The following is a 22,073-nucleotide window of genomic DNA, read 5'->3' as shown; positions in this document are numbered from 1 at the left end:
CTTCTTCATCAAATGGCCTGATGAAGAAGGCTTTTTTATTGGTGATGACTGTGGCTATTGGGCATGGTCTCTTATGGGAAATAATGCCTGTGCCTATAATACTATGCTTGTTTCTGCAGTGCTTCAAAGGTTTGTAGCAGGTCTTTCTTTACTACAAAGTAATGTTTGGATATCAGGTACTGCATGTACTGTATGCTAGTGAAGAGCGTTTCCAGGGCTTCGTTGTTGTAGGAAGGCCGGGAGAAATAAACCCAATCTTTTTGCACGTACTTTTCTAATACCTCTTTGATAGCGGGTGTTAAAAGTGATTGATAAGAAGGGGAGGTTAATATTTCAGTTACCTGCTGTTTAAAAGGGCGTTCTTCTGTAGTAAGAATGCGTATGTTCTTTTCCACTATCTCAATAGCCCTGTCTACATTAATAAAATTGCATGCTTCGCCTACCTGAACAGATACCTGCTGCCTGCTGCGATAAGTGGTATGTGTGTGATTGAATAGTTGATATTGTGTGTTAAGAACATCCACCTTGTCCTGTTTTTGTGCCAGGGAGAGAAAATATTGATAAATGGCTTTGTCATTCTGTTGAAGGCTGGCTTCTACACTTTTTAACTCCTGTTGCAATGAAGGCAATAGCTGTTCTATATCTGCTTTCTGATACCTGTTACCATTGTAATCAAATGTTTGTATCTGTAACTCTTCTCTAGCTATGCGTTCTAAAGTGGCTATATCGCTTTCCAATCCTTGTTGGGTATATATCAGGTCAAGTGCCTGATCTCCATACAGCTCGTGGATAGAATTGGCTGTTTGGGGCAGGGGAACATAGTTGTCAATGTCTATTTCGGTTGGATTGTTTTTATCGTAATAGCCATTGAACAGTTTGCCAAATGAATGTTCCTGGTAGTGCCGGGTGAAGGCTTCTGCAAAAGCTTCTTTATCCTGTAGGGTAGGAGTTGCCGGGTATTGCACATTGGCAAACAGGCTGGCGGTAACAGCTGCTTCCCATTGCGAAAGGTGTTGAAACAGGGTAGCGGCAGGCGAGTGGTCAGGTTGCTGTTGTGGAAGGTTTAATTGAAGCAGAGCGGCAATCCGGTCTTTGGTTTCGGGGTGGGAGGCCCACTGATTGGTAATAACCAGGCGTGATTTATTGTAGCGGTTAGCGTCTGCTTTGTTCACCACAGGCAAGCCATGTTCAAACGGCAGGCCGTCTTCTTCTGCAATAAAGCGCAGCAGGTATTGTTGCTGTGGGTAGATGTTTTGGGTGCTGATGGCTTCCTCAATTCTATTACTGTAATAGTTGAGCAGTATGGTGTAAGATCTGTCGGCCAGTTCCATGCGGGATAGGGAAGTAATAAGCGGATCGGCTCCTGTAACACTGGCGGCTACTGCATCTGCATGAAATTCCATTTCGCGCATTAAGCCGCTGTGGCTAAGATTCACTACTTTATATACCTGCTGTAATATCCATTGAATGCCCTGGTTAATTTTTACGGCCAATCGCACAAAAAAAGCCATATAGCTGCTGGAGCTGGCCCAGCTGTTGGCCAGTGAAATATAGCCGTCGTTATCGTACAGCATATTGTATATGATCTTGTTAACGGTATATACATAGCTGCCCACTTTCATTGTACTTTGAGAGAAGTGACCGAATTCATGTGCCAATATTGCTTTGCATTCACTCCGGGAAACAGTATTAATTAGGCCTAACCCGATGAGCAGATTTTTTTTCACCGGCAGGAACATGCTCCAGAAAGTAGAGTTGTAAAAAACGGCTGCATTTACTTCGGGCGACAGGTACACTTTTTTAGGTAAACTGGTATTTACTTCCCGGGCAATGTTGTTGATAAACTCAAATAGTTCAGGTTCTTGTTCCGGTGTAATTTCCATTAACCCGGAAGGCTTATCAATATGCTTTTGGGTAAGGAACTTAACCAGGAATATCAGTATTAAAACGCCCACACTGGCAAGGCCTATACCCAGCACCAGGGTAAGTAACATGGGCTTTGCTATAATGATCTGGATACCTATGTAGCCCAATGTCAGCGTAAGACCTATGGAAAAGGCTATCAGTAAAAGGTATACCACCACAAAAAGGAAAATAGACAAGATGGCCGATGTGGCTTTCTTTTTAAAACGTGCCGATACTGCTACGGGTTGAGAAGACATAATCAATCCTGGGTTTTCAGTTACGGTAAATATACATTACGCGGGCAGCAAAAAGGGCCAATAATCTGTTATAGCTGTTGGGGGCGCATGGCAGGTAAATAGATGCGGCACAGGCGTTTATGTTTGAAAATATTAATAATCAGGCAGTCGTATAAATACTACACTTGGCGCAAATGTTTTGATTTTACAATTAATACTATTAAACTTGTTTATTATTAACTTTTAAATTTTCTTTTATGGCGTACAACGCAACTCTGAAATTTAATGGTGGTAACGACTTTAAAGTGCTGGATGTTAGCTACAGCGTAGCCCGCACTAACGACCCCTCCGGTCGTGTTGCCTCCGATCCTTCCAATGCTACTGTAAAGGTTACTATTGAAGCTACCGAGAAAAGCGATATTCTCGAAAGCATGCTGAATGCTAAGTTCAAGCCTACCAAAGGTGATATTACTTTCAACAAGTCAAATGAAGAAGGTAAGCTGATTGAACTGGGGTGGGAAAACGGTTATGTTATCTGGCACGAAGTAAAATTCGATTCCGTTAACGCTAAAAGCATGTTTGTAAGCTTTGTAGTAAGCGCTGAAACCATCAAGTACGGCAACTCGCAGTATTGTGGCAGGTGGCCTTCTTAAGCAAAACAAGTGTGGTGAGTAAATGATCAATACTCCTTCCTGCAACATTGTTCGTTTTGCGGAAAGGAGTTATATACGTGTTGGTATTGTATCATCCTATTGCCTGTAAGGGCAGTTACTAAACTATTGCCATGAGTTCGTATAAAGCAGCTTTACAAATTGAAGGGAGCAATTATGAAATAAGACATTGTTCGTTCAATTACCGGCAGAATATAAAACCCGACGGATCGCCACATGCGCAGATTCTGGCGGGGGAAATTACGGTAACCCTGGAAGCGCCCGCTCCTAAAGAGATTATACAGTGGATGCTTACCCCGGATGAAAAGAGAAGCGGTGTTATCCGCTTTTATGAAGTGAACAGCAGCACGGGCACACACCAGGTGCTGGAGTTTGCAGATGCTTACTGTGTGCAGCTGGATAATGTGTTTGAAGGGGAGAAGCATTTGCCGGGTGGATTGTTAAGTTCATTTATGATTAGTAGCGCTTCTCTTATTTTTAATGGGATCACGTTTAATAAATAGAGATGCCGACAATACGTTGGTGTATCCATTGCTTAGAAAAGCATACTACTATAGATAAGATCACACCCTGAACTAGTATACAAGATCCGTATTCATAAAAGGCTTGCGCAGGCAAGCCTTTTTACTTTTATGCTACCTGTGTTTAGTAAAGGAAATGATAAAAAGTGTGAGTGTATTTTTATCTATTGCGGTGAAAGTCAATGATGAAAGTTGTTATTTACACGATGTTTTGTTGCTTTTACCGGCGGCAACAATTTGATAATAGGCGCTTAATATTAGGCTCACACAGTGTTTTTAGCTTGTTCGCTGAAAACTGTAGAAAATGTTACAACAATGGTTAGAATCATTGGATAGGCAGCTATTTGTTGCTATCAACTCCACGTGGAGTGTTTCCTGGCTCGATCAGTTTATGATGCTTCTCCGCAATGCCGTTACATGGGCACCTCTTTACCTGGTTCTTCTCATCTGGTCGTTTATCAAAATCAAGCCCTGGTTCTGGTGGTTTCTGGCTTTAACGGTGCTTACGTTTGGCATAGCAGACTTTACCAGCAGCAGCCTGATCAAGCCCTGGGTGGGAAGGCTAAGACCTTGCTACGATCTGGATTTACAGGGTATGGTGCGTAGCCTGGTAGGTTGCGGAGGGCAGTATTCCTTTCCTTCTTCACATGCAGCTAATCACTTTGGTCTGGCTATGTTCTGGTACAGGGCGGTGTTGCTGGCTACCGGCAAACGCTGGAGCTGGGTGTGGATATGGGCTTTTGTGATTGGATATGCACAGGTATATGTAGGGAAGCATTTTCCTTTGGATATAGCAGGAGGGGCTATATTAGGCATGGCAATAGGCTGGCTTACGTCAGGCTTGTTTAACTATTTTTGTACACGTAAGTTCAAACGAAGAGAAAGCAGTAAAGTGTCTGCAGCATTATCATGAATATACTTTCGCGTAGTTTTTTACTATTACTTGTAATAAGTGCTATTGCACTGAATGCCACTTGTTTACTGAATGAAATAATGGAACCGGATGGTGCCTTGTATGCCAGTATATCCAAGCACATGGTGTTAACAGGCGATTGGATGAACCTGTATGGCAATGGGGGCGACTGGCTGGATAAACCGCATATGCCTTTCTGGCTGGCAGCGGTAAGTATGAAGCTGTTGGGCATAACGGCCTTTGCTTACAAATTGCCTGCGTTTATCTGTTTTGTAATTGGCTCATGGTATGTATATAAGCTGGCGCAGGCATTATATAACAATACCACTGCTTTATTAGCGGTAGTTATTTACAGCACTTCGTTGCATGTACTGCTCAGCAACTATGATGTAAGGGCAGAAGCGTATTTAACTGCTTTTGTTATCGCAGCCATTTATTATTTATATAAAGCGGCTGAAGCTAACAGCTGGTTAAAGTACATTCTGGCTGCTGCTGTTTGCAGTGCTATGGCGGTAATGACAAAGGGCATATTTGTACTGGTTACTATTGCAGGTGGCTTTGTATGCTGGTGGTTAATGACCAAACAATGGAAGCAGTTTATTGCCATTAAATGGTGGTTGTTCCTGGTGCTAACGTTATTGTTCTTGTTCCCGGAGCTATATAGCCTGTATGTACAGTTTGATATGCACCCTGAGAAAGTAGTGTTTGGCCATACCGGTGTATCGGGTATCCGTTTCTTTTTCTGGGATAGCCAGTTTGGCCGCTTCTTTAACAACGGGCCTATACGGGGTAAGGGGGATCCTTCTTTCTTTTTGCATACTACATTGTGGACGTTCTTACCCTGGAGTGTTTACTTGTATATAGCAGTAGTGCAGATAGTGCGTAAGAAAAACAAAACAGTATTACAGCGTTGGATAATAAGCGGCAGTGCCTTGCTCAGCTTTCTGATGTTTTCTTTATCCCGCTTTCAATTGCCGCATTACATAGTGATCCTGTTTCCGCACTTTGCTATAATAACAGCTGATTATCTCTGTTCTGTGACTTCTGCAAAAGCCTGGAAAGGAATAAGTATTGTACAGTTTGTGTTGCTGGGCGCATTGGTGTTGTTGATAGGCCTTTTACAAATCGTCAGTGGATTAGTGCATGTATGGGGTTGGGTGTTGATTGTTATAGCCTTAGTGGTTGTTTTGGTATGGTACAAGCAGGCTACATTGAAAGCGATCACAGGCCGCAACTTTGTATTTGCTGCGTTGTTATTCTTGTTTCTGAACCTGTTCTTTTATCCTGCTTTGATGCATTACCAGGGTGGAATGGAAGCCGGGCAATGGTTGCAACAGGATAAGCAGGCCTATAACAAAGCAGTATTGTATAAATGTTATGTATACTCTTTTGAGTTTTATGCACCGGGTTTAGTACAAACTGCTTTAACAGAAGACGAATTGGTGAGTATAAGTCGTAAGCATGGATATGCATGGGTATACCTGATAGAGGATAATGTGAAAGAGTTACAGCAGCGTCATTTTAAGATAGAGGTTTTAAAGCGTGTGAATGATTTTCACATCAGTCAGTTAACGGGAGAGTTTATCAACGCCCGAAAGCGGGAGCAGGTGTTAGGGCACTTTGTTTTGGCACGTGTAGCAGAGAAGTAGGTATTCGCCGCTGGCCAGAAATGGGTTATGAAATGTTGACGTACATTGTTGTTCATGAGACGAAAAAGAGAAGGAGACAATGAATAGAATGAACTGGTGTGGTGATATATAGAACAATGTCTGTTGATGCAGTTGACATAAATAAAATCCCGGCTTCTGAAAGGAGCCGGGATTTTTATGTATGATAAAATAATTTTTACCTGCTCAGTAACCAGCTTTTCAGCTCGTTGAAAGAAGCATTCATTACTACGCTTTCTTTTTGTTTGTCCAGCAAATAGGATACGCTTTCGGGTAAAGGAATTTTTTCACCTGTTACTTTCTCTATCGCTTCCGGAAATTTCACCGGGTGGGCTGTTTCGAGGAAGAACCCTTTCAGCTTGTTTTTGCCGTTGCTATGGCTTTTCAGGTAATCGGCCAGTGCATAATATCCTACCGCGCCATGTGGATCGAGCAGGTAGTTCAGCTTTGTATATACTTCTTTTACAGTAGCCACCGTGGTATCATCGCTGATGCTGTAGCTGCTGATAGCCTGCTGTAAGCGGGGAAATTCGTTGTTGAACAATTCCAGTATGCGCACAAAGTTGCTGGGGTTACCTACGTCCATAGCATTGCTGAGTGTGGCTACTGCCGGCTTAGGCTCGTAGTTGCCACCGCTGGCAAAGTATACCGGTACTACATCATTATCGTTACAGGCAGCTATAAAGTGTTGCACAGGCAGGCCGGATACGTGCGCTATAATACCTGCGCAGATGTTACCGAAGTTACCGCTGGGTACAGAGATAACAGGTGGCTGTGTATCTTTCCATTGCTGGTAGGCAAAGAAGTAATACAGCTGTTGTGGCAACCAGCGTGCTACGTTGATAGAATTGGCGGAGGTAAGTGTCAGATGCTTATTTAAATCGGCATCGGTAAAGGCTTGTTTTACCATCGCCTGGCAATCGTCAAAATTGCCTTTCACTTCCAGGGCGGTAATATTCTGGCCGCAGGTAGTTAATTGCAGTTCCTGCACGGGGCTTACTTTGCCGGATGGGTACAGTATTACCACGTTAACGCCTTCCACCCCTAAGAAGCCATTGGCTACAGCGCCGCCGGTATCGCCGGAGGTGGCTACCAGCACGGTTACTTCTTTGTTGTTGTTGCGGTTGAAATAACCCAGGCAGCGGCTCATAAAGCGGGCACCTACGTCTTTAAACGCCAGGGTGGGGCCATGAAACAGTTCCAGTGAGTACACATCTTCTTTCACTTTCACTAAAGGAAAAGGAAAGTCTACCGTTTCTTTTACGATGCGTTGTAATTCCTGGTCGGGAATGCTGTCGCCCACATAGGGCTTCATTACGGTAAAGCCCAGTTCTTCTTTGCTGAACTGGTGAATGTCGTTTATAAAATTGGCTGGCAACGAAGGAACATGCTCCGGGAAATACAAACCCTTATCGGGCGCTTGTCCCTGTACAGTAGCTTCGGCAAAGCTTACGTTAGGCGACTTGCGGTTAAGACTATAGTATTGCATGTGGTTTGGTTTGGTACTACCGTTTAGGTAGTGCGGTTTTGATTGTGTTTAGAATGTTTTAATCCAATATTTTAACTCCTCCGGTATTAATGGTGGTTAAGTAGGTATGGAAGTCGATACCCAGCTGTGTATAGCATTGCTGCATTACTTTTTCCACTTCTTTAGCTGTGGATTCTTCTTTGCTGAGCATGAAGATGGAAGGCCCTGAACCCGATATGCCGCCCCCTAAGGCGCCGGCAGCTTTACACGCTTTTTTGAGATCGTCAAAGCCGGGTATCAGAATACTGCGCACCGGCTCTACCAGGTAGTCTTCCAATGAACGGCCAATAAGGTCGTAATCATTTTTGAGGAAGCCTGCTACCAGGCCTGCTATATTGCCCCATTGTTTAATCGCATCTTTCAGTAATACTTTTTGCTTCAGAATAGCGCGGGCATCTGCCGTACGCACTTCAATCTGCGGGTGTACTACAGTTACGTATAATGGGGGAGAAGATAAGGGTACTATATCCAGCGGGAAGATGGAGCGGATTAAGGTGACCCCACCAAATATACAGGGGGTTACGTTATCGGCATGCTTTACTCCACTGGCTACTTTTTCGCCAAACATGGCAAACTGTACCAGTTCATCTTTGGTGAAGCGATTATCTAATAAGTGGTTGGCGGCTACTACGGCACCTGCGGCGCTCGCTGCGCTGGAACCTACACCGCTACCGGGTTTGATGCGTTTGTGTATCAACACGGAAAAGCCAATGTTGTCTTCCACTTCCTTCAGCATTTCCAGTAAAGGTGCACCGGCTGTGTTCAATGCCGGGTCTTCCGGCAGGGGATAGCCATCTGCACTTTTTACAATAACCTTCTTCTCATTCAGCAACTCCACTTCCATAATATCGTACGGATCATGCAGGCACAAACCGAGGATATCAAAGCCACATACCAGGTTGGCTACGGTGGCGGGAGCTGCTACTTTTACTTTCTTATTCACAAAAGCCATGTTCTTATTTTTTAATGGTGTACCAGGTGTTGTGTATGTGTTATACACGTGCAGTTCTGATGATATCTGCAAATACACCTGATGCGGTTACGTCGGCACCAGCGCCTGCTCCTTTTACTACCAATGGTTGTTCGGGATAACGTTGTGTGTAGAATAACACGATGTTATCTTTTCCATACAAATGGTAGAAGTCCGAAGCGGGTGGTATATGCTGTAAGCCTACCGCAGCTTTACCGTTTTCAAAAGTGGCCACAAATTTCAGTTTGCAACCTTTGTCGGCCGCTTCTTTATACAATGCCTGGAAGTGTGCTTCCTGTTTAGCCATCTCTTTGTAAAAGTCTTCTACAGAACCTTCAAAGCAGGATGCCGGCAGGAATTGCGTATTGGCTATCTGATCCATTTCCAGCTGTTCGCCGGCTTCACGGGCCAGTATCATTATTTTACGCATTACATCGGTACCGCCCAGGTCTAAACGTGGATCGGGCTCGGTATAGCCTTCTTCCTGTGCCTGGCGTACCACTTCGGCAAATGGTTTGGTGCCGTCGTAGTTGTTGAACACGAAGTTGAGGGTGCCGCTTAATACGGCTTGTATCTTGTTAATGCGATCGCCGCTGCGTAACAGGTCGTTTAAGGTGCCTATTACGGGTAAGCCTGCACCTACGTTGGTTTCGAATAAGAATTGCGCGTTGTAGGCGGTTGCCAGCGATTTTAACTGCTGGTAATAGCCGTAGGCAGAAGAACAGGCTATTTTGTTACAGGCTACCACGGAGATGCTTTTTGCCAGCAGGCTGCCGTATACCTGTGCCACATCGGCATTGGCGGTAACATCTACAAATACGGCGTTCGGGAGGTTTTTAGATACGGCTGCCGTGACAAAGCTGTTCAACTCCATCGGAGCGCCGCTTTCCAGTTCTTCCCGCCAGTTGTCCAGCGAAATGCCTTCTTCTTTTATCAGCATTTTGCGGCTGTTGGCCAGCGCCACTATTTTCAGTTTCAGTTTCAGGTGTTGCTGCAGGTAGGCTTTTTGTTGTGCTATCTGGTCTATCAGTTTGCCGCCTACATTGCCTACACCGGTAATGCACACATTCAAATGCTTGTATTCAAACTCGAAAAAGGCTTCGTGTAAAACGGTCACTGCTTTTTTAGCATCGTCAAAAGAGATCACCGCAGAGATGTTCCTTTCAGAAGAACCCTGGGCTATAGCGCGTACGTTGATACCGTTGCGGCCTAACACGCCAAACATTTTACCACTGATGCCGGGATGGCTCTTCATCTGATCGCCCACCAGGGCTATGATGCTGAGGTTTCTTTCTACTTTTAAAGTATCTACCTTGCCGGCTCTGATTTCGGCCTCAAATGTGCCGTCTACTGCCTTTACAGCCTTCTCTACATCCACCAGGTTGATGGCTACGCAGATAGCATGCTCGGATGAGCTTTGGGTAATGAGTATTACGTTAATTTCTTCTTTGGCTAAAGCTTCGAATAAACGCTTGGAAAAACCGGGTATGCCTATCATACCACTGCCTTCCAGGCTTAACAGGGCAATGTTGTTCATGCTGGATATGCCGCGTATGAACTCACCTTCCACACTGGGGGTGTTGCGTATTAAAGTGCCATGTTCTTCCGGTGCAAAGGTGTTTTTCACCCATACCGGTATCTGCTTAGCCATTACGGGCTGTATAGTAGGAGGGTAGATTACCTTAGCGCCAAAGTGCGACAGTTCCATCGCTTCCTGGTAGCTGATTTCGGCTATGTTTTTAGCGTTAGCTACCCAGCGTGGGTCGGCTGTCATCATACCGTTTACGTCTGTCCATATTTCCAGTGCTTCCGCTTCCAGGGCGCCAGCAAAGATGGCAGCAGTGTAATCCGATCCGCCACGACCTAAGGTGGTGGTATGTCCTTCTTTATTGCTGGCTACAAAGCCCGGCGCAACAAACAGGTTGTTGGCCGACTTTGCTACCTGTGCTGCAATCGAAGAATTGGTTGTATCAAAGTCTACTGCTGCAAATCCATAATTGGCGTTGGTGCGTATCAGTGACCGTGCATCCAGCCACTCGCAGGGCTGATGAATAGCGGCATAATAATCTGCTACTATCTGTGAGGATAGTAATTCACCAAAACTGATGATGCGGTCGCGTGTGCGGGGCGATAATTCGTTTAACCTGTATACTCCTTCACAAATCTCTTCCAGCTCGTTAAACTGCTGTTTCACCTTGCTCAGGCAACTGCTTTGCTGCGTAACAGGTAACAATGCTTTAACCGTATCCAGGTGTCTTTTTTCCAGCTCGGCTAATACTTCTTTGTAAGTTTCGTCTTTGCTGGCTGCCAGTGAGCCCGTTTTAATTAACAGGTCTGTTACCCCTCCTAATGCGGAGATAACTACTACTGTTTTTCCCTGGTTGTACTGTTGAAGTATGTTTATTACCTTTTTTATATTATCCGCATTGGCTACCGAAGTACCGCCGAATTTTAAAACGCGCATATAGTTGTATTAAGTATGGCTTTAGATGATGTATCGTGAATATAATTCTTCTTCCTCAGAAGATGCAGCGAAAATCGCCCCGGTGGTAATATGGAAATGTACAACCCTTAACGGGTTGTAATAATAATTGTAATAATGGTGGAGATAATGATAGCAGCAACGGTTATAGCGTTAGCTATAACTGTTGTAGAAGAGGAGATAATATGTTGTTGATTTGCTATCATTCTAACTAAGCACCAGCAATTTAAGCAGGCATTTTCATATAACAATCGTTAGTGTAAATAAATAATGGAGCATTTACACGAGGTAGCTAAACAGATCGGCATCTTTGTTCAACTCTGTATAATTAATCCGGTACTCCTGCATGTTTAATAATAAACGCTGATAATCACTTTTTTGAGAAAGCTCTACACCAATCAATGCCGGACCTACTTCTTTGTTTGTTTTTTGCATGTATTCGAAACGGGTAATATCATCGTTAGGACCTAATACATTATTCACAAACTCTTTTAAGGCTCCGGGACGTTGTGCAAAGCGAACCAGGAAGTAATGCTTTAAACCTTCGTATTGCAGCGAGCGTTCTTTGATCTCGGGCATGCGGTCTATATCGTTGTTGCTACCGCTTACCACACATACTACGGTTTTGCCTTTGATAGTTTCGGCATACTGATCTAATACAGCAATAGATAAAGCGCCTGCAGGTTCTACTACGATAGCGTTTTCGTTATACAGCTTTAATATAGTGGAGCATACTTTGCCTTCGGCAACGGTTTGCATATCGGCCAGCACCTCTTTGCATATAGCAAAGGTGGTATCGCCAATGCGTTTAACGGCTGCACCATCTACAAAGCGGTCTATGTTATCCAGTGTTACGGGATGGCCTGCTTTTAAAGCGGCTGTCATAGAAGGGGCGCCTTCGGGTTCTACACCTACTACTTTGGTAACAGCAGAAAACTCTTTAAAATAGCTGCCTATGCCGGAAGCTAAACCACCACCGCCGATAGGTACAAATACGTAATCGATAGGAGTAGTTAATTCGTCCAGTATTTCCACGCCTACGGTAGCCTGTCCTTCTATAATGCGGATGTCATCGAAGGGAGGAATAAAGGTCATGCGGTTTTGCTCGGTGTATTGCTTGGCGGCAATAGCACAGTCGTCAAAAGTGTCGCCTACCAGTTTAATTTCAATCATGTCTTCGCCAAACATGCGGGTTTGTGTAACCTTTTGTTTGGGCGTGATAATGGGCATAAACACTACGCCTTTTACATTCAGTTGCTTGCACGAAAAAGCAAAGCCCTGTGCATGGTTGCCGGCGCTGGCGCAAACCACACCGTGTTTTAACTGGTCGGCAGATAAAGAACTCATCATGTTATAAGCGCCACGCAGCTTATAGGATCGCACTACCTGTAAATCTTCTCTCTTCAAATACACATGGCACTGGTATTGGCGCGAAAGACTGTGGCTGTAAGTAAGTGGCGTTTTCGTAACCACTTTCTTCAATCTTTCTGCGGCTGCTCTATAGTCCAATGTATCTGGTGTTGTGCTGGTACTCATATGATATGGTGGAATGTAAATCGAAGAAAAAACAAACGTGAGAACTGATGCTCTCACGTTTGCCTTATAAATTATCCTTTTTGATTTTCTGGTCTCAGGCTTCTTACTGTTTTGCCTGCCTGCCACATTTCGCTTTCGCGTAATTCGGCCAGTTCTGCTTCCAGTTTCACACGATAATCAGCTTTGCTGTTTGAATCGATAGAACGCTGAGATTCTTTACCGGTAGCAACGCTTTCGTACAGATCCTGGAACACAGGTAAAGTAGCGTCTTTAAACTTCTTCCACCAATCCAACGCACCGCGTTGAGCAGTAGTAGAACAGTTGGCATACATCCAGTCCATACCGTTTTCTGCTACTAATGGCATTAACGATTGGGTTAACTCTTCTACTGTTTCGTTGAACGCTTCAGAAGGAGTGTGGCCTTTACTGCGCAGTACTTCGTACTGAGCAGCGAAGATGCCCTGGATAGCACCCATCAGGGTACCTCTTTCGCCTGTTAAATCGCTGAATACTTCTTTTTTGAAATCAGTTTCGAACAGGTAACCACTACCTACAGCAATACCTAATGCAATTACTCTTTCCTGTGCTTTACCGGTAGCATCCTGGAAAATAGCATAGCTACTGTTCAGGCCACGACCTTGTAAAAACATTCTTCTTAAAGAAGTACCTGAACCTTTAGGAGCTACCAGGAATACGTCCACATCTTTAGGAGGAACGATGCCGGTTTGCTCGTTGAAGGTGATACCAAAGCCATGAGAGAAATATAATGCTTTACCAGCTGTCAAATGTTTTTGAACAGTAGGCCATAATTCTATTTGTGCAGCATCGCTCAGCAGGTAGCAGATGATGGTACCGCGCTGTAATGCTTCTTCAATTTCAAATAAAGTTTCACCAGGTACAAAACCATCAGCAACGGCCTTATCCCAGGTTTTTGAATTTTTTCTCTGGCCAACAATCACTTTAATACCATTGTCGCGCTGGTTTAAAGCCTGGCCGGGGCCTTGTACTCCGTAACCGATAACGGCAACGGTTTCGTTTTTCAGTACTTCCTGCGCCTTGGAAAGTGGAAACTCTTCACGAGTAACAACATTTTCTTCCACTCCCCCAAAGTTTAATTTTGCCATGGTTTTGTTTGTTTATTTTGTATTGTGAATTTGATTGTGTTGGTTGGTTTGTTAGTTTTGGTTGCGCCCTGTATTACATGGTAAACACGTGGTCCTGCTGGCCCAGGTATTCATTTTCTGCTACTTCTTCGCTGCGTTCTTTTTGTTCAAACTCTTTCAGCTTTTCGTGAAAGCCCATGCTGGCTTTGATGATGGCCACACGGCCACTTCTTACAAACTCCATCAGGCCATAAGGTTCCAGCGCGGTAACCAACCGGTTAATTTCTTCGCGGGTACCGGAAGTTTCAAACACGATATAGTCTTTACGGATAACGATGGCTCTTGCACCGTATTCGCGTAATAACCTTTCTACTTTTGCTTTTTCGGCAATGGCATCTGTAGGTACTTTGTACAGTGCCAGCTCCTGGTATATTACTTCGTCGTTGGTAGAGTATTCTGCTTTTAAAATGTCTACCTGCTTTTCAATCTGGCGAACCAGTTTACGCAGTACATCTTCTGTTTCGTTTACTACGATAGTAAAACGGTGAATGCCTTCTATTTCGGAAGGAGAGGTGTTTAAGCTCTCGATGTTGATTTTACGGCGGGAGAACATGATGGCGATGCGGTTAAGCAAACCAACCTGGTTCTCGGTATAAACGGTGATGGTATATTCTTGTTTTTCCATTGTACTTAGTTTAAGTAGTGACTACTATTTGAGTCTGATTTCACTTACGCCACATCCTTGTGGAACCATGGGGAATACGTTGTTTTCTTTGCCTACCATAATTTCCAGAACGTAAGCACCGTCGTGATCCAGCATGGTTTTTAAAGCTTGTTTCAGATTTTCCCTGGCCGAGATGCGTTGTCCTTCTATATAGTAACCTTTGGCTACTGCTATAAAATCGGGGCTGGTGATATCCACGAATGAATAGCGTTTGTCGTTAAACAGTTGCTGCCACTGGCGCACCATGCCTAAGAACTGGTTATTGAGGATAATGAGTTTTACGCCTACTTTAAACTGCATAATAGTACCGAGCTCCTGAATGGTCATCTGAATACCACCATCGCCGGCAATAGCTACCACGGTTCTTTCCGGTGCGCCAAACTTAGCGCCTACTGCGGCTGGCAGGGCAAAGCCCATAGTGCCTAATCCACCTGAGGTTACGTTGCTTCTGGTTTGGTTAAACTTAGCGTAACGGCAGGCTACCATCTGGTGCTGGCCTACGTCAGTTACCACTACTGCATCGCCGTTGGTTAATTCGTTCAGTACTTTCAGTACTTCACCCATGGTCAGCGTTTCGGTAGAAGGGTTTAACTCTTCGTGTATAACGGCTTCCACTTCCTGCTTTTCCATATCGCGGAAGCGTTGTAACCATTCTTTATGATCGCCTGCCTTCACCAGTTTGGTGAGCATGGGAAGGGTTTCTTTACAGTCACCCCAAACAGGTACTTCTGCTTTTACGTTTTTATCTATTTCCGCCGGGTCAATATCCAGGTGAATGATTTTGGCTTGTTTGGCATATTTATCCAAACGGCCGGTAACGCGGTCATCGAAACGCATACCAATGGCGATTAATACATCACATTCGTTGGTTAATACGTTAGGGCCGTAGTTACCATGCATGCCCAGCATGCCCACGTTTAACGGGTGATCGGTAGGCAATGCGCTCAGGCCCAGGAGGGTCCAGGCAGCCGGGATACCAGATTTTTCGATGAAGGCCTTGAATTCGGCTTCTGCTTCACCAAGAATAACGCCTTGTCCGAATAATACGAAAGGACGCTTGGCTTCGTTGATCAAAGCTGCTGCTGCTTCTATGTATTCATTGCGTACTTTAGGATAAGGACGGTAGCTGCGGATGTGCGTACAAGGAGTGTATCCTTCGTAGTTAAACTTCTGCATCTGCGCGTTTTTGGTGATATCGATTAACACCGGGCCCGGACGGCCGGTACGTGCGATATAAAACGCCTTTGCTAATACTGCTGGTATTTCTGATGCGTCTGTTACCTGGTAGTTCCATTTGGTAACAGGCGTGGTGATGTTGATTACATCTGTTTCCTGGAAGGCATCGGTTCCTAACAGGTGTGCAAACACCTGGCCGGTGATACATACCAGGGGAGTGCTGTCGATCATAGCATCTGCCAGACCGGTAATCAGGTTGGTGGCGCCAGGGCCGCTGGTAGCGAATACAACACCTACTTTGCCGGAGGTACGGGCAAAGCCTTGTGCTGCATGTATGCCGCCTTGTTCGTGACGTACCAGTATGTGATTGAGTTTATCGCGATAATCGTATAAAGCGTCGTAGATGGGCATGATGGCTCCGCCAGGGTAGCCGAAGAAGGTGTTTACACCTTCTGCAAGAAAAGCTTCCAGTACAGCCTGCGAGCCGGTAAGCTCGGTAGTGGTGGCTTGTGTGGCAGGAGCTTCTTTTTCTTTTATTATATCAAGAGTACTCATAACTCGTGTTTTAATTTATCGGGTGATGTGTGTTAGGTTATTGTTCGTCGGTAACGCAACCTTCGTTGGCAGGGCGTACACTTTTAATGTATTTATATAAAACGCCTTTGGTGGCTTTTAACTCAGGCTGTACCCAGGCTGCTTTTCTTTGTGCCAGCACTTCGTCCGACACCAGCATATTGATGGTATTGTTTACAGCATCAATGATAATTGTGTCGTCGTCCTGTACCAGTGCAATACCACCGCCGTCGTATGCTTCCGGAGTGATGTGGCCTACTACAAAACCGTGTGTGCCACCGCTGAAGCGTCCGTCTGTGATCAGGGCCACTGATTTACCTAAGCCTGCGCCAATAATAGCGGAGGTAGGTTTCAGCATTTCCGACATACCCGGACCGCCTTTAGGGCCTACGTAACGGATCACTACTACATCACCTGCTTTTACGCGACCGCTGGATATACCGGCGATCAATTCTTTTTCGCCATCAAATACCCTTGCCGGGCCTTCAAAACGTTCGCCTTCTTTACCGCTGATTTTTGCTACGCTGCCATTGAGGGCCAGGTTACCGTACAATACCTGCAGGTGGCCGGTGGCTTTTAATGGCTGCTCTAACGGAAGTACAATTTTTTGATCATCGAAATTCAGATCGGGAACATTGGCCAGGTTTTCTGCCAGTGTTTTGCCCGTTACTGTGATGCAATCGCCATGTAACAGGCCTTTGCTCAGCAGGTATTTCATTACAGGAGGCAGACCGCCTTTGTTGTGCAGATCTTCCATCAGGTATTTACCGCTTGGCTTGAAATCGGCCAGTACCGGTACACGATTGCTGATAGCCTGTATATCGTCCTGTGTTAAAGGCACATCCACACTTCTTGCCATGGCTATCAGGTGCAGTACAGCGTTGGTGCTGCCGCCCATTACTATAATGGTTACAATAGCGTTTTCAAATGCTTTGCGTGTCATGATATCTTTTGGTTTGATATCTTTTTCGAGCAATAAGCGGATGGCTTTACCTGCTTCGAGACACTCTTTTTTCTTCTCTTCACTTAATGCAGGGTTGCTGGAAGAGTAGGGAAGGCTCATGCCCATTGCTTCAATAGCAACTGACATGGTATTAGCGGTATACATACCGCCACAGGCACCGGCGCCCGGGCAGCTATGTTGAATAATGCCTTTGAAGTCGGCTTCATTTAACTGACCTGCCAGTTTCTTGCCTAAGGCTTCAAATGCAGATACGATATTTAAATCTTCTCCTTTGTAATGGCCGGGTGCAATGCTGCCACCATATACCATTAAAGCAGGACGGTTTAAACGGCCCATGGCTATCAGGCTACCTGGCATGTTTTTATCACAACCTGGTACGGCAATCAAGCCATCGTAGTATTGGCCACCACATACGGTTTCGATAGAATCGGCAATTACATCACGGCTTACGAGTGAGTAACGCATACCATCGGTACCATTGCTCATACCATCGCTCACGCCAATGGTGTTGAACACTAAACCTATCAGATCATCTGTATTGTTCACACCTTTTTTCACCAGTGCAGCCAGATCGTTCAGGTGCATGTTACAGCCATTGCCATCATATCCCATGCTGACGATACCGACCTGCGCTTTGTTGAAGTCTTCTTCTTTAAAACCTATACCATAATACATGGCCTGTGCCGCTGGTTGCGTAGGATCTTGTGTAAGAACGCGTGAATACTTATTCAATACCTGATCGTTTGGTTGAGTGCTCATTGTATATAATCTATCGTTGTGTATGGAAATAAAAAAAGCCCGCCTCTTTTGGAGGCGGGCTTCGTATTTTCAGTTTCTTTTTTATACGTTGATTCCACCTCCATGCAGTGCAGGAATAATAATAATGACTACCACCACAATAATAATTGTGACGTTGGTAATGACATTATTGATAATTCCTTTAAACATTAAGGCGTTTGTTATTTGTTGCCAAATGTACAAACTGCCTTGTTACAAACAAAGAACTTTTTGAAGAAAAGAGGGAAGAACTTAGTATTTATAAAACAGAAAGCGAAACGAACATTAGGTAGTTGCCGGCTTTCGCCTTCTGTTTTATATATGAATTTTATATAATAGTAGACTGACTTAAACGGATATTGTTGTTAATATCTGTAGGCAGTTTATTTTCTGTAAAATCTCTGATCAAATCGCCAATAGCAGATGTTGAATAGCAATTGATAGGATCGATGTCTTTAGATACAAAGCCATGCTGTAAAGTCCATTCAACGCCGCTGCGTACCAGGTCGGCTTCTACTGTTAAACCAAAATGGTCTAATAACATAGCAGCAGACAAGATAGAGCCAATAGGGTTGGCAATGTCTTTACCGGCAGCCTGTGGATAAGAACCGTGAATAGGCTCGAACAGGGCTACGCTGCTGCCTACGGATGCAGAAGGTAATAAACCTAATGAACCGCTGATAACGCTGGCTTCATCGCTGATGATATCACCAAACATGTTCTCTGTTAATACTACATCGAACTGCTTAGGATTTACAATAATCTGCATAGCAGCATTATCTACAAACATATAATCCACCGCAACATCAGCATATTGAGATGACAGGTCTTGTACCACCTTGCGCCACAGGCGTGAGGTTTCCAATACGTTTGCTTTATCTACCAGCGTTAATTTCTTGCGACGCTTTTGTGCGTGCTGGAATGCCAGGTGTGCAATGCGCTCAATTTCAGGAATGCTGTAGGTGCAATCGTCTGTAGCGGACTGACCATCGGCACTGGTTTCTTTTTTACCAAAGTAGATACCGCCTGTTAATTCGCGGTAGATGATAAAGTCAACACCTTCGAGGTTTTTAGCCTTTAAGGGCGATAAATGTTGTAAAGAGGTATAAGTATTTACAGGGCGGATATTGGCAAACAACTGTAACGATTTACGCAGCTTTAACAGGCCTTGTTCAGGACGTACTTTTGCGGTAGGATCATTATCATATTTAGGATGGCCAATAGCGCCGAATAAAATTGCATCGCTGGCTAAGCAGGTAGTGAGTGTTTCGTCGGGTAGCGGGCTGCCGGTTTTGTCAATGGCATCTGCACCCATCAGGCAGTATTCGTAAGTGAATTCGTGGTTGTATTGCTTGGCAATGGCATCTAATATTTTAATGGATTGTTGGGTTACTTCCGGTCCAATACCATCGCCTAAGATAACTGCAATTTGTTTTTTCATATCTGCTGCTTTTATGCTGTTGTTTGTTTTGATTTGGTTATGGGTACTACCTGGTGCTTTCCTTGCTCCAGTTTAAATACCTGTTGAATGCAACCGGGCATCTGATCGTAGCGGTGGCTAACATATATCAGTGTTCTTTCGGGATGTTGCATCCATTTATCTATCAGTGAAATGAATTGTGCTGCATGTTGCTCGTCAACGCCCTGGAAGGGTTCGTCTAATACCAGCAATGGCGGGTTTTTGATAAAAGCCCTTGCCAGTAATAACAGGCGTTGCTGGCCTATGGAAACATGTGCCAGCAGTTTGTTGGCTATGCCGTTGAGTTGCAGGTAGTGCAGCCAGGCGTTGGCCTGTTGCTTTTGCTCGTCGCTGGCATTGCGGTATAACCCGGTGGTATCAAAGAAGCCGGATAGCAATACATCCATACAGGAGGTAGTGGCATCAAAATACCAATGTAGTTCGGGTGATACAAAACCTATTTTCTTTTTAATGTCCCAGATGCTTTCGCCGCTTCCCCTGCGTTTATCGAACAGGGATAGGGGATTGGCATAGGCCTGGGGGTGATCGCCGGTAATAAGGCTTAATAAGGTGGTTTTACCCGCGCCATTGTGGCCTTGTAATAACCATCTTTCGCCTTTGTTCACCGTCCAGCTAACATCGTTCAATATCTTTTTATCGCCGTAGCTAATGTTGATATGCTCCATGTGTACCGCCTGGTTAAAATTGGTGGCGGCTGGTGTGGCATATAACATATCGCCTAACAAATCTTCATCGAAAGTGAAAGCTGTTGCTGCAATGCTGCCGGCTTTGAATTGTGCTTTGGGTGTAACAGCCAGGTGTTGCTGGCTTACTACCGCTACATGGGTAACACAGGCAGGTATTTCGGCTGCATCGCTGATGATGATCAACTGTGTGCCTTTTTCCTGTGCCAGTGTGGTTAAAATGATGTTGAGCTTTTTGCGTGACTCTACATCCAGGCCAATGTAGGGGTTGTCCAGTATTAACAGCTGCGGTGCGGTTAATACGGCTTTTACCAGTTGCAGTTTCTTTTGTTCGCCACTGGACAGCATCAGTAACACCGTATGGGCGCGATGGCCTATGCCAAAGTTGTCCAGTAATGTTTGAATGTGTTGGGTAGTGGCGGTGGGAAAGCTGAGTTGAATATCTTCTATAACGGTGTTGGCATCCTGTGCATCGGAACTGTTATAGCGTTGCTGGTAATAAAAATCTTTAATACCGGCGTGGTTGGTAAATTGGTGCCATTGCGGCACGTATAATACCTGTGGGCAGTTAGTTTCGGTTGTGAAGTGAATGTGTAATTCACCTGTGTAAAAGCATTGTTTAGCCAGTACTTTGGCCAGAGTGGTTTTGCCCGAACCGGCTTCACCGGTTAACAGCCAATGCTCACCTTGGCTCATGGAAAAGTCAAGCCGGTCAAGCACCAGTTGTTGCTGATGCCTGACAGTTACCTGTTTTCCTATCATAAAAGCTTCCGGCATAATTTATCGTGCTGCTTCGTACGCTTCTATTTCAGATTTCATATTGATTAAGTAATCAATATCATCGAAGCCGTTTAATAAGCATGTTTTTTTATAGCTATTGATGTCAAAGCTTTCCTGCTCGCCTGTAGTGTTGATTTTTACAAACTGCTCCGGCAGGTTTACTTCCAGGGTTGTGGTAGTATCTGCTTCAATAGCGTTGAATATCTTTTGTAAAAACGCTTCGCTTACGGTTACGGGTAACAGGAAGTTGTTGAGTGCGTTGTTTTTGAAAATGTCGGCAAAGAAGCTGCTGATTACCACATCAAAGTGAGCATCTTTAATAGCCCATGCTGCGTGCTCGCGGCTGGAACCACAACCGAAGTTTTTAGCAGCTACCAGTATTTTACCGGAATAAGCAGGGTTGTTTAAAGCAAAATCTTTTTTGGGTTGCGCTTCATCATCGTTTTCATATCTCCAGTCGCGAAACAGGTTTTTACCAAAACCATCCCGGCTGGTAGCTTTTAAAAAGCGGGCAGGAATAATCTGGTCTGTGTCGATATTTTCAATATTCAGCGGAACAGCTGATGATGTTACTATGTTTATGCTTTTATTGCTCATACAATCCTTGTTCTTTCAATGTTATTTAATAGCCTTGATTCTCAAACGCACATAATCGGCTACCCAGGCACCATCATGATAGTATTCGGCGCGTAAATATTCTACTGCTTTTTTAATAATACCTGTTACCTGTTCGGCGGTAAGGTTTTTAAAGAAAAAGCTGCCAAACATTTGAATCCAGTTTTCCATGCCGTCTTCGCCGGTAAGAGCGGTAGGCCTGTCAAAATGGATGGCGCTTACTACCCGGAAGCCTTGTTTTTCCAGCAGGGTGGTATATTCACTTAAAGAAGGAAAATACCAGAAGTCCGGCGATTTTTTATCGGCCAGTCCTTCTTCCTGCATGGCCTGGTAAACAGCGTCGGCAATGCTTTGTACGTTGCCTTTTCCGCCCATTTCCAGTACCAGCCTGCCACCTGCTGCCAGGTTATTATACATGCAGGCTATGGCTTTTTCCTTTTCGTTCACCCAATGCAGGGTGGCGTTGGAAAAGATAGCGTCGAATGGTTGTGCAAATTGAAAATCGGTTGCGTCTTTTACTGCAAAGTGCAGGTTGGGATAAGCCTCCTGCGCCTTTGCAATCATGTCGGGCGATTTGTCAATACCTGTAACCTCTGCACCGCTCATGGCAATGGAATGCGCCAGCTGGCCGGTACCACAGCCCAGATCGAGGATCTTTTCGCCGTTGGCAGGTTGTAACCAGCTTACCACGTCTTCGCCGTAGGCCGATACGAAGCTGTGTTTGTTGTCGTACAATTCGCTATTCCACTTAATGTCAGGCATATTGGAT

Annotated in this window: 17 protein-coding genes; 4 read left to right on the top strand and 13 right to left on the bottom strand. The window is 44.7% G+C overall.

Annotated elements, in window-relative coordinates:
• Positions 1-101: 101 nt before the first annotated feature.
• The gene (locus FLA_RS22095; protein WP_076382564.1) at positions 102-2,162 is read right to left on the bottom strand and encodes a M48 family metalloprotease; all 2,061 of its coding nucleotides are present in this window, start codon (positions 2,160-2,162) and stop codon (positions 102-104) included.
• A gap of 236 nt (positions 2,163-2,398) precedes the next feature.
• Here FLA_RS22095 and tssD (FLA_RS22090) point away from each other — a divergent pair, with 236 nt between their 5' ends.
• The 4 genes from tssD (FLA_RS22090) to FLA_RS22075 all read left to right on the top strand — a co-directional run bounded on the left by tssD (FLA_RS22090) (position 2,399) and on the right by FLA_RS22075 (position 5,895).
• Positions 2,399-2,794 (top strand): type VI secretion system tube protein TssD, encoded by a 396-nt coding sequence (gene tssD / locus FLA_RS22090; protein WP_076382563.1) that lies wholly within the window; start codon positions 2,399-2,401, stop codon positions 2,792-2,794.
• Between the two features lie 131 nt (positions 2,795-2,925).
• Complete coding sequence (tssD, locus tag FLA_RS22085) at positions 2,926-3,315, top strand: type VI secretion system tube protein TssD (protein WP_076382562.1); 390 nt, start codon at positions 2,926-2,928, stop codon at positions 3,313-3,315.
• Positions 3,316-3,637: 322 nt separating this feature from the next.
• Positions 3,638-4,246: a phosphatase PAP2 family protein gene (locus FLA_RS22080; RefSeq protein ID WP_076382561.1), complete on the top strand. Its 609-nt coding sequence runs from the start codon at positions 3,638-3,640 to the stop codon at positions 4,244-4,246.
• On the top strand, positions 4,243-5,895 hold the full coding sequence (locus FLA_RS22075; RefSeq protein ID WP_076382560.1) for an ArnT family glycosyltransferase: 1,653 nt from the start codon (positions 4,243-4,245) through the stop codon (positions 5,893-5,895). The genes FLA_RS22080 and FLA_RS22075 overlap by 4 nt, the downstream gene beginning before the upstream one ends.
• A gap of 196 nt (positions 5,896-6,091) precedes the next feature.
• Here FLA_RS22075 and thrC read toward each other — a convergent pair whose 3' ends face one another.
• From thrC to FLA_RS22015, 12 genes are all read right to left on the bottom strand, one after another.
• Positions 6,092-7,402, bottom strand: coding sequence for a threonine synthase (gene thrC / locus FLA_RS22070; RefSeq protein ID WP_076382559.1), 1,311 nt, complete (start codon positions 7,400-7,402; stop codon positions 6,092-6,094).
• Positions 7,403-7,460: 58 nt separating this feature from the next.
• Entirely contained in the window at positions 7,461-8,393 is a 933-nt protein-coding gene (locus tag FLA_RS22065) for a homoserine kinase (RefSeq protein ID WP_076382558.1), read from the bottom strand.
• A gap of 40 nt (positions 8,394-8,433) precedes the next feature.
• Entirely contained in the window at positions 8,434-10,875 is a 2,442-nt protein-coding gene (gene thrA, locus FLA_RS22060) for a bifunctional aspartate kinase/homoserine dehydrogenase I (RefSeq protein WP_076382557.1), read from the bottom strand.
• Positions 10,876-11,172: 297 nt separating this feature from the next.
• Positions 11,173-12,429 (bottom strand): threonine ammonia-lyase IlvA, encoded by a 1,257-nt coding sequence (gene ilvA, locus FLA_RS22055; protein WP_076382556.1) that lies wholly within the window; start codon positions 12,427-12,429, stop codon positions 11,173-11,175.
• A 71-nt stretch (positions 12,430-12,500) separates the two neighbouring features.
• Positions 12,501-13,553, bottom strand: coding sequence for a ketol-acid reductoisomerase (gene ilvC, locus FLA_RS22050; protein ID WP_076382555.1), 1,053 nt, complete (start codon positions 13,551-13,553; stop codon positions 12,501-12,503).
• A gap of 73 nt (positions 13,554-13,626) precedes the next feature.
• Complete coding sequence (gene ilvN / locus FLA_RS22045; RefSeq protein WP_076382554.1) at positions 13,627-14,217, bottom strand: acetolactate synthase small subunit; 591 nt, start codon at positions 14,215-14,217, stop codon at positions 13,627-13,629.
• Between the two features lie 24 nt (positions 14,218-14,241).
• The gene (gene ilvB, locus FLA_RS22040; RefSeq protein ID WP_076382553.1) at positions 14,242-15,987 is read right to left on the bottom strand and encodes a biosynthetic-type acetolactate synthase large subunit; all 1,746 of its coding nucleotides are present in this window, start codon (positions 15,985-15,987) and stop codon (positions 14,242-14,244) included.
• 37 nt (positions 15,988-16,024) lie between these two features.
• Positions 16,025-17,728: a dihydroxy-acid dehydratase gene (gene ilvD / locus FLA_RS22035; protein ID WP_076382552.1), complete on the bottom strand. Its 1,704-nt coding sequence runs from the start codon at positions 17,726-17,728 to the stop codon at positions 16,025-16,027.
• Positions 17,729-18,074: 346 nt separating this feature from the next.
• Entirely contained in the window at positions 18,075-19,187 is a 1,113-nt protein-coding gene (gene leuB, locus FLA_RS22030; protein ID WP_076382551.1) for a 3-isopropylmalate dehydrogenase, read from the bottom strand.
• An 11-nt stretch (positions 19,188-19,198) separates the two neighbouring features.
• Positions 19,199-20,671 (bottom strand): ATP-binding cassette domain-containing protein, encoded by a 1,473-nt coding sequence (locus FLA_RS22025; protein WP_159445197.1) that lies wholly within the window; start codon positions 20,669-20,671, stop codon positions 19,199-19,201.
• An 18-nt stretch (positions 20,672-20,689) separates the two neighbouring features.
• Positions 20,690-21,286: a 3-isopropylmalate dehydratase small subunit gene (gene leuD, locus FLA_RS22020; RefSeq protein ID WP_076382549.1), complete on the bottom strand. Its 597-nt coding sequence runs from the start codon at positions 21,284-21,286 to the stop codon at positions 20,690-20,692.
• A 21-nt stretch (positions 21,287-21,307) separates the two neighbouring features.
• On the bottom strand, positions 21,308-22,066 hold the full coding sequence (locus FLA_RS22015; protein WP_076382548.1) for a class I SAM-dependent methyltransferase: 759 nt from the start codon (positions 22,064-22,066) through the stop codon (positions 21,308-21,310).
• Positions 22,067-22,073: the final 7 nt, after the last annotated feature.

Source organism: Filimonas lacunae (assembly GCF_002355595.1).
In the GTDB taxonomy this organism is placed as follows: domain Bacteria; phylum Bacteroidota; class Bacteroidia; order Chitinophagales; family Chitinophagaceae; genus Filimonas; species Filimonas lacunae.
This window is presented reverse-complemented; position numbering and strand designations above follow the sequence as displayed.

What these genes read in the sequence shown, in the direction of transcription:
- FLA_RS22095 (WP_076382564.1), bottom strand. Translation starts at nt 2,162, where the DNA reads ATGTCTTCTCAACCCGTAGCAGTATCGGCACGTTTTAAAAAGAAAGCC.
- tssD (WP_076382563.1), top strand. Translation starts at nt 2,399, where the DNA reads ATGGCGTACAACGCAACTCTGAAATTTAATGGTGGTAACGACTTTAAA.
- tssD (WP_076382562.1), top strand. Translation starts at nt 2,926, where the DNA reads ATGAGTTCGTATAAAGCAGCTTTACAAATTGAAGGGAGCAATTATGAA.
- FLA_RS22080 (WP_076382561.1), top strand. Translation starts at nt 3,638, where the DNA reads ATGTTACAACAATGGTTAGAATCATTGGATAGGCAGCTATTTGTTGCT.
- FLA_RS22075 (WP_076382560.1), top strand. Translation starts at nt 4,243, where the DNA reads ATGAATATACTTTCGCGTAGTTTTTTACTATTACTTGTAATAAGTGCT.
- thrC (WP_076382559.1), bottom strand. Translation starts at nt 7,402, where the DNA reads ATGCAATACTATAGTCTTAACCGCAAGTCGCCTAACGTAAGCTTTGCC.
- FLA_RS22065 (WP_076382558.1), bottom strand. Translation starts at nt 8,393, where the DNA reads ATGGCTTTTGTGAATAAGAAAGTAAAAGTAGCAGCTCCCGCCACCGTA.
- thrA (WP_076382557.1), bottom strand. Translation starts at nt 10,875, where the DNA reads ATGCGCGTTTTAAAATTCGGCGGTACTTCGGTAGCCAATGCGGATAAT.
- ilvA (WP_076382556.1), bottom strand. Translation starts at nt 12,429, where the DNA reads ATGAGTACCAGCACAACACCAGATACATTGGACTATAGAGCAGCCGCA.
- ilvC (WP_076382555.1), bottom strand. Translation starts at nt 13,553, where the DNA reads ATGGCAAAATTAAACTTTGGGGGAGTGGAAGAAAATGTTGTTACTCGT.
- ilvN (WP_076382554.1), bottom strand. Translation starts at nt 14,217, where the DNA reads ATGGAAAAACAAGAATATACCATCACCGTTTATACCGAGAACCAGGTT.
- ilvB (WP_076382553.1), bottom strand. Translation starts at nt 15,987, where the DNA reads ATGAGTACTCTTGATATAATAAAAGAAAAAGAAGCTCCTGCCACACAA.
- ilvD (WP_076382552.1), bottom strand. Translation starts at nt 17,728, where the DNA reads ATGAGCACTCAACCAAACGATCAGGTATTGAATAAGTATTCACGCGTT.
- leuB (WP_076382551.1), bottom strand. Translation starts at nt 19,187, where the DNA reads ATGAAAAAACAAATTGCAGTTATCTTAGGCGATGGTATTGGACCGGAA.
- FLA_RS22025 (WP_159445197.1), bottom strand. Translation starts at nt 20,671, where the DNA reads ATGATAGGAAAACAGGTAACTGTCAGGCATCAGCAACAACTGGTGCTT.
- leuD (WP_076382549.1), bottom strand. Translation starts at nt 21,286, where the DNA reads ATGAGCAATAAAAGCATAAACATAGTAACATCATCAGCTGTTCCGCTG.
- FLA_RS22015 (WP_076382548.1), bottom strand. Translation starts at nt 22,066, where the DNA reads ATGCCTGACATTAAGTGGAATAGCGAATTGTACGACAACAAACACAGC.